At 39.5% G+C, this 16377-nt stretch carries 15 protein-coding genes; 8 read left to right on the top strand and 7 right to left on the bottom strand.

Annotated elements, in window-relative coordinates; all coding sequences use genetic code 11:
• The first annotated feature begins 91 nt into the window (after positions 1-91).
• Positions 92-832, top strand: a complete 741-nt coding sequence (locus RMZ41_RS07920; protein ID WP_322645331.1) for a hypothetical protein — start codon at positions 92-94, stop codon at positions 830-832.
• A gap of 409 nt (positions 833-1241) precedes the next feature.
• Here RMZ41_RS07920 and RMZ41_RS07915 read toward each other — a convergent pair whose 3' ends face one another.
• The 4 genes from RMZ41_RS07915 to RMZ41_RS07900 all read right to left on the bottom strand — a co-directional run bounded on the left by RMZ41_RS07915 (position 1242) and on the right by RMZ41_RS07900 (position 5453).
• Positions 1242-2552: an ABC transporter substrate-binding protein gene (locus RMZ41_RS07915; RefSeq protein WP_322645332.1), complete on the bottom strand. Its 1311-nt coding sequence runs from the start codon at positions 2550-2552 to the stop codon at positions 1242-1244.
• 18 nt (positions 2553-2570) lie between these two features.
• Positions 2571-3224 (bottom strand): glycosyltransferase family A protein, encoded by a 654-nt coding sequence (locus RMZ41_RS07910; protein WP_322645494.1) that lies wholly within the window; start codon positions 3222-3224, stop codon positions 2571-2573.
• Between the two features lie 126 nt (positions 3225-3350).
• The gene (locus tag RMZ41_RS07905) at positions 3351-4319 is read right to left on the bottom strand and encodes a glycosyltransferase (RefSeq protein ID WP_322645333.1); all 969 of its coding nucleotides are present in this window, start codon (positions 4317-4319) and stop codon (positions 3351-3353) included.
• 27 nt (positions 4320-4346) lie between these two features.
• A complete protein-coding gene (locus RMZ41_RS07900) occupies positions 4347-5453 on the bottom strand; it encodes a class I SAM-dependent methyltransferase (RefSeq protein ID WP_322645334.1) in 1107 nt (368 codons plus the stop codon).
• Between the two features lie 529 nt (positions 5454-5982).
• Between RMZ41_RS07900 and RMZ41_RS07895 the strand changes: the two genes are divergently transcribed.
• Positions 5983-6762 carry a class I SAM-dependent methyltransferase gene (locus tag RMZ41_RS07895; protein WP_322645335.1) on the top strand — a complete coding sequence of 260 codons (780 nt, stop codon included), beginning with the start codon at positions 5983-5985 and terminating at the stop codon, positions 6760-6762.
• A 31-nt stretch (positions 6763-6793) separates the two neighbouring features.
• Here the strand turns inward: RMZ41_RS07895 and RMZ41_RS07890 are convergent, their stop codons facing one another.
• Positions 6794-7699 (bottom strand): LD-carboxypeptidase, encoded by a 906-nt coding sequence (locus tag RMZ41_RS07890; RefSeq protein ID WP_322645336.1) that lies wholly within the window; start codon positions 7697-7699, stop codon positions 6794-6796.
• Between the two features lie 92 nt (positions 7700-7791).
• A complete protein-coding gene (gene pgsA, locus RMZ41_RS07885; RefSeq protein ID WP_322645337.1) occupies positions 7792-8310 on the bottom strand; it encodes a CDP-diacylglycerol--glycerol-3-phosphate 3-phosphatidyltransferase in 519 nt (172 codons plus the stop codon).
• A gap of 192 nt (positions 8311-8502) precedes the next feature.
• On the opposite strand from pgsA, the gene RMZ41_RS07880 reads away from it, so the two are divergent.
• The 6 genes from RMZ41_RS07880 (at position 8503) to RMZ41_RS07855 (ending at position 14453) form a co-directional block, all read left to right on the top strand.
• On the top strand, positions 8503-9924 hold the full coding sequence (locus RMZ41_RS07880) for an aspartate ammonia-lyase (protein WP_322645338.1): 1422 nt from the start codon (positions 8503-8505) through the stop codon (positions 9922-9924).
• 106 nt (positions 9925-10030) lie between these two features.
• Positions 10031-11002: a DUF362 domain-containing protein gene (locus RMZ41_RS07875; RefSeq protein WP_322645339.1), complete on the top strand. Its 972-nt coding sequence runs from the start codon at positions 10031-10033 to the stop codon at positions 11000-11002.
• Positions 11003-12002: 1000 nt separating this feature from the next.
• The gene (locus tag RMZ41_RS07870; RefSeq protein ID WP_322645340.1) at positions 12003-12206 is read left to right on the top strand and encodes a hypothetical protein; all 204 of its coding nucleotides are present in this window, start codon (positions 12003-12005) and stop codon (positions 12204-12206) included.
• Between the two features lie 328 nt (positions 12207-12534).
• A complete protein-coding gene (locus RMZ41_RS07865) occupies positions 12535-13047 on the top strand; it encodes an inorganic diphosphatase (protein ID WP_322645341.1) in 513 nt (170 codons plus the stop codon).
• Positions 13048-13155: 108 nt separating this feature from the next.
• Positions 13156-13539 carry an aspartate 1-decarboxylase gene (gene panD / locus RMZ41_RS07860; protein WP_322645342.1) on the top strand — a complete coding sequence of 128 codons (384 nt, stop codon included), beginning with the start codon at positions 13156-13158 and terminating at the stop codon, positions 13537-13539.
• Positions 13540-13550: 11 nt separating this feature from the next.
• Entirely contained in the window at positions 13551-14453 is a 903-nt protein-coding gene (locus RMZ41_RS07855; RefSeq protein ID WP_322645343.1) for an MBL fold metallo-hydrolase, read from the top strand.
• Positions 14454-14732: 279 nt separating this feature from the next.
• On the opposite strand, the gene RMZ41_RS07850 is transcribed toward RMZ41_RS07855, so the two are convergent.
• Entirely contained in the window at positions 14733-15950 is a 1218-nt protein-coding gene (locus RMZ41_RS07850) for an HhoA/HhoB/HtrA family serine endopeptidase (RefSeq protein WP_322645344.1), read from the bottom strand.
• Positions 15951-16377 lie beyond the last annotated feature (427 nt).

The following is a 16377-nucleotide window of genomic DNA, read 5'->3' as shown; positions in this document are numbered from 1 at the left end:
TAAAACAGGAATCAATATTGAATTGGGAATTGGGCATTGATTATTTCTCCCCATCTCCCTATCCCCAGTCCCCAATCCCTAATCCCCTAATATGCAAACTGACTCTAACAGTCCCGATCACCTTGCATCTGCTAATAATGAGCCTAACCCAGGAAAGTTTTTGATTCCGCGATCGCAGCGACAGATGTTCTTTATTCAGTTTACCTTAATGACGCTCATCGGATGGGTTGTGGGTGGAGTTGCCAGTATCGCCTTAGAGAAAATTATTCTTCAAAGTTTTTCATCTAGCATTGCTATCCAACCACAAACATTAAGCATTTTGGTGAGAAGCCTCAGTAATGTTGTATTTGCTGTGATTTTTGCTGCTGACCAGAGCCTTGTCCTTTATCGATATTTACCAGGTTTGCAATGGCTATTTGCAACTAGCGTTGGTTGGCTGATTGCTAACGGCGTTTCTACAGCCTGGATTAACTACATTTCAACCATTGCCTTATCATCATCGCCTGAAGAAACTTTTATTTTTGGGTTTCTGTCTGCGATCGCATATATAATTTCTGGTATTTGGCTAGGTATTTGCCAGTGGCTGGTATTGAGGCGATATACAACAGATATTTGGTGGTGGAATTTCTTACCCTCAATCTCTTTCTTCTTGATTACTATTTTGGTTTGGTTGCTGTTTATTCTGCAAAATGTGATTCCAGAAACCTACCGGACTCCCATATTATATTGGAGTGGACAAGGACTAACAGCAGCGATTCTGGGAGCTATACCAGCAATTGGTTTATGTACATTGAAAAGAAATTTACATCGCAAAACTGGAACTTCTCCCTGAATTTTGTCGATATATTCCCATAATTTTAATATTTATGACTCGCCCGCGCATTCTCCAACCCGGCCAAGTCGCTTCGCTCCAAATTAAAAATTAAAAATTATTAATTAAAAATTGCAATTAGTGGGGGCTTGAACCCCCTACTGATTGCGTAGCATTAGCGAGTCTAAGAGCGTCTTATAGACCACTCAATCAAAGATTCAGTTGGGGCTTGTACCCTAAATTAATTAAAAATAATAATAATTTTTAATTAATTGTTAATTAAAAAAAGGTCAAAGTTATAAATTTAGTAAGTATAATGGGAATATTAGTAAGTATAATGGGAATAGTTAATTATGGCGTTGCATATTTGCGGCATGATTTAGCAACTTTTAAATTCCTCCCTTTGCCCCAATTCATCCCACAGTCCCATTTAATTTCTATCCCAAATAGTCTCTAAACGTTCTTGTGCTATTTTGAGAGCTTTTTCGGGAGACTCACCCAGTAATGTAGCCTCAATAGCTCGACCAAGACTGTCAGAAAGACGGCTATATCCAGCAATAATAGGTCGAGCGCCAGCTAAGGGAACTTGTTCCATAAATACTTTTAACCAAGGCTTTTGGTTCATGAATTGCTGATAAGCTTCACTTTCAGCAGCTTTAAGATTAATTGGTAAAAAACCGGTTCCAATACTCCATTCTTTTTGGAATTCTTCGCTCAAAACATATTCTAAAAACTTGAGTGCGGCTTCTTCTCTTGCTGGTGTTGTCTTCATCACATAGAGATTTCCGCCACCTGTCACCGTAGCTTTATCAACATTTGCAGGTATGGGAAATGCATCGTAATCAACTTTAGATTTAGTGATATAAGTCCAAGGCCCCGTAATTTGCATAGCAACGCGACCCGCTATAAAAGCATCCTCTTCATAACCCCGTTCTGGAGAAGAAAGCATTGCTGAACCATCTTTTAATAGCTCTTGCCAAAATTGTAAAGCTTTCAACGCTCCAGCATTTGTTAAATCTGGTCGGTTATTTGTTAGTACTTCTCCCCCAGCGCTCAATAAAAAAGGGAACCAGCTAAAAACTGTCCATTCTCCCTTCCCCAAAGGTAGTACAATTCCGTACTGTTCTGGTCGCTTGTCGCCATTGCGGTCTATGGTTAACTTTTTAGCAACTTGCTTCAACTCTTCCCAAGTCTTAGGCATTTGCGTAATTCCCGCAGCTTCAAAAAGCTTAGGTCTATAAAAAATGCCTATATTGCTTGTATATAATGGGGCTGACCAAAGATGCCCGTCTAATTGCAATTCTTCAAGTAGGTTAGGTCTAATTTCTGATTTTAACGGCAATTTTTCTAGCCAATCTTCTAAAGGTATAATTGCTCTTAAATCTGCTAACTGACCTGTAATTTGCGGATAGAATGCCAGGATATCTGGAGGCGCATTACCCACAACTGCTGTTAATATTTTTGGCAATTGTGGTTGAGCTAAAAAAACAGATTCTACCTGGATATTAGGATGAGTCTGATTAAATTTGTCTACCAGTTTTTCAAACACATCCCGATTTGCCGGAGGATTTATTGCTTGCCATAAAGTTAAATGAGTTACTCCATCGTCCTTCTGTGCTATTCCCTGACAACCAGATAAAAATATTATTAGGACAATCCCTAGAAGTAATCTCTGCCAAGCAGAAGCAATAACCCGGCGCAAATAATGGCTCATTTGGGATGGAAAAAGGATATTTTTCATACCAGGTAGTTAATAAGATTAAGAAATATTCTCTAAAACACTTTTGGTAATACTAGTTTCTGCTCTTGTATAAATATAAGTTTGAGGTTCACTTATTTTTTCAGTTCTGAAGATTTTTGCTGCCCGATACCAAAAGTCTGTATCCTCTCCATAAGCAATATTATTAAATCCTTTTACCTCAAAGAATACGTGTCTTTTACCAAAAAATGTTGGGCCTAAAACACATTCTCTGAGATTAATTGTTTTTCCTGGTTGAAAATAATCTGCAACTAAAACCTCTTCTTCTGTTGCGAATCCACCTTCAATCAAATCAACTTCTGGATTAGCTTTCATATATTCAATTCGCGCATCCAGATGATTTACCTCGTATGCATCATCACTATCCAGAAATGTTATGTATTTACCAAAGGATGCTTGAATACCAGCATTTTTAGCATACCATAGCTTCCTATTTTGATGTTTCAAATACCTGATGTTTTGAAATTTTTGAATATAAGGATTGACAATTTCAAAAGTATTATCTTGGCTGCCATCATCAACTATAATCAGTTCCCAATCTTTAAAACTTTGAGCAATAACACTATCAATGCAATTATTTAGATATTTTGCTCGATTGTAAGTACAGAGGATAATTGATACTTCATGATTGAAATCAAAAACTACAGTTTCCATTGTTAAATCATCATAATTGTTCATACATAAATCCCACTAATAAAAGAGGGACTTTTAATTATTGAGGAGCAAAATATTAAGCTGTTTTGAACATAGCAAATTTATTAGCGGTCTGAAAATTACTCCTTAAGTGTGTAAATTTATAAAGTCGTGCATAATATCATTATAATTATAAATTATCCGGCTATAATCAAAGTTTTCTCGAATATATTCTAAAATTTCTTGGCGATAATATTGGTTTTTCTCAATCATCTCGCTAATTGTATCAGTAACAATTTGTTTAGCTTCTGGGCTTGTATCGGCTAAAATATTATCTGGCAAAATTCTAATGAATTTTTTGTGATGTAAATTGGCACTAGCAGATTCAGAAACAACGATACATAAACCCGCTGCCATTGCTTCTAATACTACGAGTGGTGCAACTTCTCCTTCACTAATTAAAACTAAACAGCTATAATCTGTGAGCCGAGAATAAACTTCTTCTAAACTCCATACACCTAAATATTTTGTCGTTGTTCCTTCAACAAAATCAGGATCATCTAGAGGTCCGACAAAATCTATTGCAATCTTTCCATCTATGATTTTTGCTAGTAATTTCTGCTGTTTTCTTGGTTGAATCCAACCTAAACAAATAGCTTTATTATTACCTTTAGCTTGAAAATTTACTTTTTGAGTATCAATACCGTTCACTTGCACTGATATGTATCCAGAATAGCCTGCTTTTAGTAAAAAATCTTTTGTTAAATGAGAAAGAGCAATTATCCCAGGTGCAGCAAAATAATGTTGAAATGCATCTCTAAATTCTTCATTCCATTTATCTGTTTTAAACAAATAACCATCATGGCAGGTAAAGCAATACTTTTGTTTAAGTTTTTGATTAAATTCGCTCACAAAGCTGTATGCGTGTAAATGCACAAAGTCATAATTATTATTATTAATATATTCTATGACTGCATTAACATCTTTCTCATTTAAGATATCGACTTGATGCCCAATTTTCTCTAAAAAATTTTTGGATTCATTGATTACAGTTAAAACAGAATGCGATAATGGAGGCTCAGGGACATAGCCCCAAGCGACAAGAGCAATTTTCATAAAGAATTTCTCCTCACACATTTAGATTTACTTTTCAGCCAAAATACAAGTTGCGACAGGATAATCTGGATGATAAGCGTCTAGTTCTTCTAATGTCAATTCTTCTACGGCTATTCCGTGATAACTAGCTATTACAGTGGTAGGATTGCCATAAACATACAACTTCTGTTGTGAGAAGTTTCTAAACATCCAGGCGAAAGCATCAGGTAAAGGTCGCCAATAATCAACAGGAGTAGCATGAACTCTAATTGCACTTGGTACCATCGCAAAACATTTTCCACCAGGTTTTAGCCAAGTGTGGATGTTTTCCACCACTACCCAGGGAGCATAACAGTGTTCTAAGACGTTAAAAATGATTACTGAATCAAGAGATTCTGGTTTAATAACAGATACATCGTGAGCATCCCCAACTATATCTACTCCTGGGCCTGCTTCTAAGTTGAGAATCTGATATGATGCGCCTTGATTAATTTGATAAAAATCTTTATCTTTTGGTGTTCCTCCTATTTCTAAGATATTGCCACCAATTTGAGTTTGAATTTCTTTAATAAATTTGCTGAGGTAGTATCTATCGACGGGTGTTCCTCTTGTTAATCCAAATGCTTGACAAATGGGAACTGGTTTTTTCAAATCACCCCAATCTATTGAACCTGTAGCAGGAGATAGTAAACCAAGATTTTCTAGACGTTCTACTAATTTACGAAAGTCTTCTATATTCTCAATAGATTCTAAGTCATCTTCTAATTTATATTGAGAAAATAACTGTGGCAAGACTTGGTAAGTTTCTCTACTTAATGAACCAAGTTCATATTGCATTTCCTTTTCGATAAAACTCCGAAAGCCTTTACCAAAAATTGTCAGGCTACCATCTGCTAAAAAAACTAGAGCATTTTGAAGAAGTTGCTCATATTTTTTTATCTCCTGAATCACTTTTTCTACTATAGGTTCTGATTTAATTTTTTGAAATATTTGGTAAGCTGTTTCTAATGAATGTTCGTGGATAAATATTTCCAGGATTGTCAACCATGATTTGGATGGAATAATTTCTGCGGTTCGCTGACTCCAAGCAAAAATCGCATATAACTGTGAATCTTCAATTTTTAAAAAGGCATTGGGTACATATTGTTTTGGCATATAGTTAATAACTCAAAATTTTCTAATAAGGAGGATAACTTGGGTATTATAAGCTATTTTGGATTTTATCTATAATTGCATCGCATTTATTTTCACCCGAATCTAGAATACCAATTTAGCAATCGTGGAAAAATCTCTTTCTCAACTTCCCTACGTTTCAAAGAGGCTAATGTTGCTTTGCCTTCTCTAGCAGTCCATCGGGCAATGTTTCTAATTGTTTCAGGGACATACTAGAGCGATTACCTTGGATATTCGAGTTGATCTCAGTATTAACTATTGAACCATATAAGGATTACTATTTGATTTTTGAACGGAATTAGGTATTGTAGAGTGTGTTAGAACGGAGTTCGTAACGCACTATTATCAAGGGTTTGATGCGTTACGCTATCGCTAACACATCCTACGGATATTTTCTCTAAATCAAACCGGATTCGTATAGTATGTTATTGTTAATCCTAAATTACGTAATTTAATTGGTAAAGTTAATAAAAATAGTACATAATTAATAATCTTTGGAGAAAAATAAATAATGGCAAAAACTAATGAAGTTGTTCCAAGTATCTCTTTGTCTAGTTGGGACTATATTTCACCTGAATTTGAGATAGTTTATCCTGATTCATTTTTCCCCAATATGATTATTGGAGACATCAATAACTGTTATTGGTCTTATTTACGTCGAGATATTCCCCATAAATGGTATGTGGATAGAGATGAACCGTTTATAGGGTTCCTTAATCGAGATGAAGCGCATATTTTATATAATACAGCACTCAAATTTGCCGGGAAAAAAGCTTTAGAAATTGGTTGTTTGCGGGGTTGGTCTGCTTGTCATCTGGCATTAGGTGGCGTGGAATTAGATGTAATTGATCCTTTTTTAGCCAGAGAAGATGTTTATGAAAGTGTTAGTAATTCCCTACGAATGGCTAATGTTCTCGACTCAGTTAATTTAGTAGCTGGTTATAGCCCACAAAAGGTAGAAGAGTTAGCTAAAGAATTACAATACAAGTGGTCATTAATTTTCATTGATGGCGATCATGAATCACCAGCGCCACTCAATGATACGATTGTTTGTGAACCATTGGCAGAGGACGATGCTTTAATTTTATTTCATGATTTAACTTCCCCTGATGTAGCGCAAGGCTTAGATTATTTAAAGGAAAAAGGTTGGAATACAATCGTTTACCAAACTATGCAAATTATGGGTGCTGCTTGGCGTGGGAATGTTGAACCAGTAAAACATCAGCCTGATCCCAAAATTAATTGGAATTTACCAGAGCATTTACAACATTATTCTGTGAGTGGATTATAAGTGTTCAATCAGATGCGGATCTGATTTTAACTTAATGGGGATGCCCGATCGCTAATATTCCCGCATCCCCATCTAAAGTTACCTCTACACCTACTGGCAAGGCTGCATTGGGATTATCATGTCCAAAAGGTAAGTCAGAGACAATGGGAATACCCAAATCACCCAAGCGATCGCGCAATACTTCTTCTACACTAAAGCTAGATATCGTTGGCGGCGCTTCACAGCGAGTAAAACCGCCTAAAGCAATACCGCAGACTTGAGACAAAGCACCGCTCAAACGCCATTGTGTCAACATCCTATCGATGCGATAAGGTGCTTCTGTGACATCCTCCAACGCCAGTATTACACCATCCAGATGTGGCAGGATTGGTGTAGCTAAAAGATTAGTAGCCACTGTGAGATTACCTGGTAATAAAGTACCAGTCACTACGCCGCCACCCCACCCGTAACCTTTGAGAGGCGCAAGAGGACGACCTTCTACCGAATCAAATAATCGCTCAAGTGACCAATCTGGCTCATCTGCTAAAGTTGTCAGCACAGGAGCATGAACGCCGGAAATTCCTGCTATGTAAAGGCTCCACAATAAAGCTGTGATATCAGAAAAGCCTATAAGCCACTTGGGAAGGGCTGAGTTTTGTTGCCAATTCCAATTTTCTAAAATGCGGGTGCTGCCAAAACCGCCTCTAGAACAGAGAATACCGCGACAATCGGGATCTTGCCATGCTGTTGCTAATTGGTGACGGCGGGTTTCGTCTGTTCCTGCTAGATAACCCCATTTGTCATCTATCTGAGGACTGATTTCTAATTGGTAGCCGCGCGATCGCCAAATTTCTACACCCCGTTCAAATGCCTCAAATTCTCGCAAAGCACCACTAGGGGCAATTATTCGTAGTAAGTCTCCAGATTTTAGGGGGGGTGGTAAGATTGGGGATGGCATGAAAAAAGTTAGGGGTGAGGAGGAGATACGCGATGAATCGCGTCTGTACAAGGAGTCAGGAGACGCGATTCATCGTGTCTGTGTAAGTGTTTTCAATTAGCAGTGCTAGCTTTTTGAGGCAAAAGATAAATACCTCCAGAGATTAAAGTCAGGGCCACAGAAACCCAAAAGGCAATCAAAGAGGGAGTTCGCCACACTTCAGCTAGAGGTGCAATCAAAAGTGCGATCGCAACTATTTGACTAACAGTTTTGAGTTTACCCCAAATATTCGCACCGGTAATCGTCGTTTGATTCACCCGCCAACCAGCGATCGCTAATTCTCGCGCTAAAATCAAAAACACTCCCCAAGCTGGCACTTTTCCTAGTTCAATAAAAACCAGCAACGGCGCAAGTACCAAAAGTTTATCCACTAAGGGATCGAGAAATTTGCCCAATTCACTAATTTGGTTGAGTTTCCGCGCCAAATAGCCGTCTAGCCAATCAGTTAATGCAGCAACGAGAAAAATCGCAAAACATATCCACTGAGCTTGAGGTGTAGGATTATATAAACCGTAAAGCAAAAATGGTATCCCCAATAGGCGAGAGAACGTAATCCAGTTGGGTATGGTCATAATAATTCGTAATGGGCTACGCCCCGCTTCGCTAACGTAATTCGTAATTCGTAATTCATAAATAAAACTTCAAAATTAACAAGTGTAAAGCAACAAGCAGTCAAGCAAATATGCAAAATCTATGCAGATTAGTGTATCTGAGTGTGCCTGCATGGGAAAATCTGTTTTCTGTAGCTCTCTTAAAACAATACTATGACTGAACACACAGACAACCAATTTCGCATCGAACGCGATTCGATGGGCGATCGCCAAATTCCTAGTAGCGTTTATTACGGCATTCAAACACTACGGGCAATCGAAAACTTTCCCATTAGCGGTATCAAGCCTTTACCTACTTACGTAGATGCTGGATTAATCATTAAAAAAGCTACAGCAATCGTGAATGGAGAGCTAAATTGCATTCCCCAAGATATTAGTCAGGCGATTATCCAAGCAACTGATGAAATTCTGGCTGGGAAGTTCCGAGATCAATTTGTCGTGGATGTTTATCAGGCGGGTGCTGGAACATCCCACCACATGAATATCAACGAAGTTCTGGCAAATCGCGCTTTAGAAATTCTGGGTGAAGAAAAGGGCAACTATAAACGTGTTAGTCCTAACGATCACGTTAACTATGGACAGTCTACCAATGATGTGATTCCGACTGCCATTCGGATTGGTGGATTATTGGCATTATCCAAGACATTACACCCAGCAATAGATGATGCGATCGCAGCCTTAGAAAATAAAGCTGTAGAATTTCAAGATATCGTCAAATCTGGCAGAACCCACTTACAAGATGCTGTACCCGTGCGTTTGGGTGAGAATTTTCGGGCTTGGGCGCAAATTCTTACAGAACATCAAAACCGGATTTACACCGCCTCTGGTGATTTGATGGTGCTGGGTTTAGGAGGTAGTGCAGCTGGTACAGGGTTAAATACTCATCCTTTGTATCGCGCCCGTGTGGTAGAAGTTCTTTCAGAATTGATTGATACTCCTTTAGAACCTGCGCCCCATCTCATGGCAGCTATGCAGAGTATGGCCCCATTTGTAAACGTTTCCGGTGCTTTACGCAACTTGGCGCAGGATTTAGCCAAAATATCCCATGATTTGCGGCTGATGGATTCGGGGCCAAAAACAGGCTTAAAAGAAATTCAACTTCCCCCAGTGCAACCCGGTTCCTCGATTATGCCAGGGAAATATAACCCCGTCATGGCAGAGATGACATCAATGGTGTGTTTCCAGGTGATGGGTTACGATAGTGCGATCGCATTAGCCGCACAAGCCGGACAATTAGAATTAAATGTGATGATGCCCCTGATTGCCTATAACTTGATTCACAGTATCGAAATTCTCGGCAATACCATCGCTGCACTCACCGAACGTTGCATCAAGGGAATTGCTGCAAACGAGGAACGTTGTTTAGCTTATGCCGAAGGTAGTTTAGCTTTAGTAACCGCACTAAATACCCACATCGGTTATTTAAATGCTGCTGCTGTAGCGAAAGAATCTTTAGAAACTGGTAAATCCCTGCGGCAAATTGTTCTAGAACGCAGATTGATGAGTGAAACAGACTTAGCCACAGTGTTAAATCTAAAACAAATGAGTGGTATCTTACCGCTCAAAACAGAATAATAGATTATGGGGAATTGGGAATTGATAATTGCCAATTGGGAATTGCCAATTGCGAATCGGGCATAATTATTCCCCATTCCCCATTCCCCATTCCCCATTCCAATCTATGCAAACTCAAAAACCATCTGTTAGTCTCATTCGGGCTACATCTTACGAACGAGAGGCTTTACGAGAATCCTTAGTCATTCTCCTAGAACCTTTTGGAGGAATAGCAGCATTTGTAAAAAAAGGCGATCGCGTTTTACTCAAACCCAATCTACTTACAGGGTCGCGTCCTGGTAAAGAGTGTATCACCCGTGCCGAACTAGTTTACGAAGTTGCCCAGATGGTAATTGAGGTTGGCGGTAAGCCATTTTTGGGCGATAGTCCTGCTTTTGGCAGTGCCAAGGGCGTAGCAGTCGCAAACGGCTATCTGCCTATTTTAGAAGAACTCAATCTTCCCATCGTAGATTTTCAAGGTCAGCGTTATCAAACCGTCAGTGATAATTTTAACCATCTGCGACTATCTAAAGAAGCAATGGAAGCAGACGTAGTGATTAACCTACCCAAAGTAAAATCACATGCCCAGTTGACATTAACACTAGGCGTAAAAAACTTGTTTGGTTGCGTCCCCGGCAAAATGAAAGCTTGGTGGCACATGGAAGCTGGAAAAGATGCGAATAGATTTGGTGAAATGTTAGTAGAAACTGCTAGGGCAATTAACCCTAACTTAACCATATTAGATGGCATCATCGGTCATGAAGGAAATGGCCCGAGTAATGGAGAACCTCGCCAACTAGGAATTTTAGCAGCCGCATCAGATATATTTGCCTTAGATCGGGCAATGGTAGAAATCCTCAATGTTCCTCCCGAACAAGTACCCACAGTTGCAGCTTCCCAGAGACTAGGAGTTTGTCCAGAACTTGCTGCTATCGAGTTTCCACATTTAAATCCCGACTTATTAAAAATAGAAGATTGGCGGCTACCAGACAAGTTGATGCCCATTGATTTTGGTATGCCCCGCGTAATTAAGTCTACGTTTAAGCATCTTTACACCAGATTTATCAAAGAACCAATTAGTGTTTACGGAAGAAACTAGAGACTGGGGACTAGGGACTGGGGAAAAAGAGAATAACCATATCCAATTCCCAACCCCCAATTCCCAATTCCCAACCCCCAATTTAGTGCAAACTTCGTTACAGCAATTTCATTTATTAGCAGAGTAATCTGTAATTACCCTCCGATTGCTTAACCAGACCGCCCTACTATATTAGTGGCGGTTTTTTTAACCAATGAATTTGTTAGACAATTTTTGTTCTTAGATTTTGCTCGATCGCAAAAGTTATACAGATTTCCTATGTGGAAATTGGGATTGGGTATTTCGTTGAGATATGAGCAAAGTTTGACAATAACCCTCTACGCCACCTTCTAAAATATTCTTTACTCTACCTATATATAGATTGACAAAAAGACTGTGATACTACACAAATTAGAAAATTGAAATTCTTAAATATTTCTTTAGTAAGATTGCTGAATTCATGTTGAACAATATAGTCGAGGTATCTGTATTTATTCGGTAGTTATGATTGGTTACAAAAATTATTCCACCATTTATTCTCTGGTGTCAAATATTTATGTGTATAACTACTGTATTAACAATCAAAAGCACGGATAGATATTCAGTGCTTTTGCGGTTTTGTGTCCTATATCACAAATTAGCAATTACAGTAAAATGACATTAACAAAGGTATTTTAGGATGTTATAATCATGAAGTATCGAACAAATATGTTTTGCTAATTAATCTTTAAACAGCGGAAAAATGTAATTCATGATGCTGTCTAACTTGGCTTTGCGTATGCGAATGATTACACCATACAGGGAAACATCTCAAAATATTAATTACAAAAGAAAACATAATTTGTTTACTTGTAACTTTGTATTAAGAACTCCATGTATAAAAAGGCTATTATGACAGTTATAGAACTGGTTTAAGTTGTAGAATGCTACACATTTTACATTTTAAACATAGCTAACATATCATTAAGGCTCTCAATCAGAGAGTAGACCCATACAGTGTTACGAAGAACTTCAATTTTGTATGAATTCAAATAGCCAGTCTGCCAATTCTACCGACACATATTCCCAACGTTTGGCAGACATTGTGGGAACTGCGATCGCTCTATTGACTCTTACCCTACCCGTATTTGTCATAGCTCACTATTCTTCAACTAATGTTCAAAATAATCAACAACCTTTGATCCAAAATACCTCTGTAGGTGTGAATGTAGTTAATCAGGAATAACCTGAATTTGTATTGTGTGACTCCAGGTGTCAGTTGTTTTGACAGAGTAAGGGCATAAATCCCTCAAACAGCAATACAAAGGTGTAAGAAAATAATACCCTCCTGGAAAAGCGTTGCGAAATAAATTCGCAACGCTTTTTCCATTTTTCAGAGGAGTGGTGAGATGAGGAGGACAAGGGAGACGAAGAATTATTGAACAATTCTCTTCTCCATTCCCAATTCCCCATTCCCAATTCCCCATCAGAGATCCATATTGCCCTAAAATTCTACACGGGGAGCGAAGCTGACAAAGTGCCCCCATGATTCACTGTTATCAGAGGACTTTTTTGTGGATTTATCTCGTATTCCTGCCCAACCGAAACCCGGTCTAATCAACGTTCTGATTGAAATTACTGGTGGAAGTAAAAATAAATACGAATACGACAAGGAACTAGAAGCTTTTGCTCTAGACCGAGTACTTTATTCCTCGGTAAAATATCCTTATGACTACGGCTTTGTACCCAATACTTTGGCTGATGATGGCGATCCCCTAGATGGTATGGTCATCATTGATGAGCCAACTTTCCCAGGTTGTATTATTGCTGCACGTCCGATTGGCTTCTTAGAGATGATTGACGGTGGCGATCGCGACGAGAAAATCCTTTGTGTTCCTGACAAAGATCCACGTTACACTCAGGTTAAATCCCTGAATGACCTAGCACCACACCGCTTAGAAGAAATTGCCGAATTTTTCCGTAGTTATAAAAATTTGGAAAAAAAGGTGACTGAAATTCTCGGTTGGCAAGATGTAGACAAGGTTGCAGCTTTAGTAGAAAAATCCGTCAAAGCTTATAGAGGATAATAGAGGAGTTAGGAGTTATGAATTTTTATTCCTAACTCCTGTATAGACGCGATTAATCGCGTCTCTCCTGTTACGGATCGCAAAAACTGCCACCAATCCTAAACCAAAATGCAGCGGACTCTCCTTTTGGCAAAAATTCATAATTGCACCCTGACGGGGGCAAATCTCAACTACGTGGGTAGTATCAGCATTGATGAAATGCTTTTGGAAAAAGCTGGTATCTTACCTTATGAGCAAGTGCAAGTAGTTAATAGTGCCAACGGTCAACGCTTTATTACTTATGCGATCCCGGCTCCAGCCCATTCAGGAGTAATTGAGCTAAATGGGGGTGCAGCACGTCTAGGCATTATTGGCGATCGCTTGATTATAATGACTTACGGGCAGTTCACTCCAGAAGAGTTAAAAAGTTACTCTCCTACAGTAGTTATTGTGGACGAAAAAAACAGGTTGTTGGAAGTTCGACGCTACGATGACCTGCTCGTGAAGGTCTAATTTCAAGGAAAATGTCAAATTTTGAGTTGTCGGATTCCCAGAGCTACATACCTGAAAAGTCTACTACCCTGCCAAGTAGCCCAGCAGGTGAATTTATTGTGAAATTTTGGGGTGTAAGGGGTTTGATTCCCACCCCAGACACCAGCACCCACCGCTATGGTGGTAATACCGCTTGTGTAGAAATGGCTGTAGGTGGGAAACGCTTGATTTTTGATGGCGGTACTGGTTTACGCATACTAGGTAAAACTTGGCAAGAACTACAACAGCCAATCCAAGCCCATTTATTTTTTACCAACTGCCAATCAAACCGAATTCAAGGGTTTCCCTTTTTTGCTCCCGCATTTACTCTGGAAAATTCCTTTCATATTTACGGCACAGCTGCCTCAAATGGAGCCTCAATCAAACAATGTCTGTACGATCAGATGCTCCAGCCACACTTTCCTTATCCTTTGCAGGTAATGCAGTCGGAATTGCAGTTTTACAATCTGACTCCAGACAGTGATGTAAAGCTAGATGATGTCACAATTACAATGGCATTAATCAATCAAACTCAGCGCTCAGTTGGCTACCGAGTTACTTGGGAAGGCTATAGTGTTGCTTATGTCACAGATTTGCACCAAAATGCCGATCAAGTAGAGCGAGAGCGAATTTTAGAGTTTATTAAAGGTGTTGATTTGCTGATTGCCAATGCCACTTATACTCCCCCGACTTCTCACAACCATGATTCTGCTGATTTACTCTGGCAAGTTGCGGTGAATGCAGCTTTGAATGCGGGTGTGAAACGGTTAGCTATTTCTCATCATCACCCTGATGACCATGATGATTTTCTTGACCAGGTTCAAGGGCATGTTAAATCTGCTTTCCCTGAAACACTATTAGCCCATGAAGGTCTAGTATTAACTGTTGGTAAGTGATTTTCGTTTGCAAGAGCATCGCTAAGGGGGAACCCAGGAGAGTAAAATACCGCAAAAACTATCCAGTTTTTACATTTATGAGGTATAGCACAAGCCTTGGTGGTTAGGACATCAACAGATGATGAAACTTAGACACAAAAAGACTTTTCACCCAGTCCCTAGTCCCCAGTCCCTTGTTATATTTTAGCGGATCTCGTTTGCAGACAAAGCGCAGTAGGGTAGCACAGCTAGCTATGCACCCCTTAAATTTACACCAATAACAGATATAGATGTGCCTCTCTATGAAGCATTTTGCAACTCAGCTGTGCGGATTGAAAGCTGCTGTGTCTGATTCCCCCGTTGCACTTTTACCTGTAATACTTGACCAAGACGGCTATCTTCTACAACGTTCTGCAATTGTTCAGCACTAGTAATAGCTTTACCATCAACTTGCAGAATTACATCGCCGCGCCGGATACCCGCAGATGCGGCTGGAGAATTGGGGACAACTCGCATAACAAAAACACCACTAATTTCTGGTATCTGAATCGGAGAGTTGGGATCGGTGTTATTTTGCTTTGCCAGTTCGGGTGTTAAAGTTAGCATTTGCACACCTAAATAAGGGTGAGCAACTTTGCCATCACGTTGCAGTTGCGTTGCGATCGCTTTCGCTTTATCAATAGGAATGGCAAACCCAATACCCATCGCATCGGGACGAATGGCTGTGTTAATGCCAATGACTTCACCTTGACCATTTAATAGCGGCCCGCCAGAGTTACCTGGGTTAATGGCGGCATCGGTTTGAATAAAGTCTAAGCGTTTGTCGCTAATGCCGACTTGAGCGCTGGAACGTTTGAGAGTACTGACAATTCCCAAAGTAACGGTATTATCAAATCCTAAAGGATTACCAACTGCGATCGCCCAATCTCCTACTTGTACGCTACTAGAAGAACCCAAAGGTGCGACTGGTAAATCGTTACCGGCGTTAATCTTGACAACTGCCAAATCTGTGACTTCATCAATACCTTGAACTTTCCCTTCAAAGGTACGACCATCTTTGAGTCTGACTGTTACCTTATCAGCCTTATCGACCACATGAGCGTTAGTCATAACTAAGCCGCTCTTGTCAATAATAAAACCTGAGCCTAAACCACGTAACTGCTCAGAAGGCGGCATCTGTTGAGAGAAACCGTCACCGAAAAACCGACGGAAAACGGGGTCTTCCATAAATGGATCGACGCGACGAGTAATTGTCCGCTCAGTATCAATGCGAACAACTGCTGAACCAACACGATTCACTGCTGCTGTAACAAAACTAGTACTACCGATCGCAGCCGTCGCTGGTGATTGTCGTTGAGCAATCAGTTGTGAATTATCACCAGCAGTTACTAAGGGTGCGGGTTCGGCTTGGGAGGGTAATACTTGTAATGTACTAACGGTTAACAATACTCCTAGCGCGATCGCTAAAACATGAGTACTGAATTGATGTGAAGACCTGGGTAATTTGAGAAATCGCATAATCACAACCTAATTTATAAGGCTAGTTGTTGCTTAGTCGTGACCAAAGAGTGAGAGGGAGCAGGGAAGAAAGATTCTAAAATTTCCTTGAAATCAAGGGTTTCAGAGCCAATACATTTATATCTGGGGTCTTCTCCCCTACTCCCTGCTCCTCTGCTTTCTGTCCTCTTGATGTGACAAATCTATTTACAGTTATTTTTACTTCAGGTTTAGCCTGCTCTTTCCAATACTGTGGTTAGGGCATTTTACGAGCTACCTGTAATCAAGTTAATAGAAAATTTAGCCCAAAAGCTATTATGGACATTTACCCTTTACAAGTTCGGTTCTTACCCATCGATAAAAGTTTTAGATTGCTAACAATACTACAATTTTCAAAGTAGTTATTAATTATTCCTTCATCTTACAGAATCAGTAGATTTACTCTTAG

This window comes from Nostoc sp. DedVER02 (assembly GCF_034530675.2).
Lineage (GTDB): Bacteria > Cyanobacteriota > Cyanobacteriia > Cyanobacteriales > Nostocaceae > Nostoc.
The sequence above is the reverse complement of the archived record's forward strand: the minus strand, read 5'-3'. Positions and strand labels throughout refer to the sequence as shown.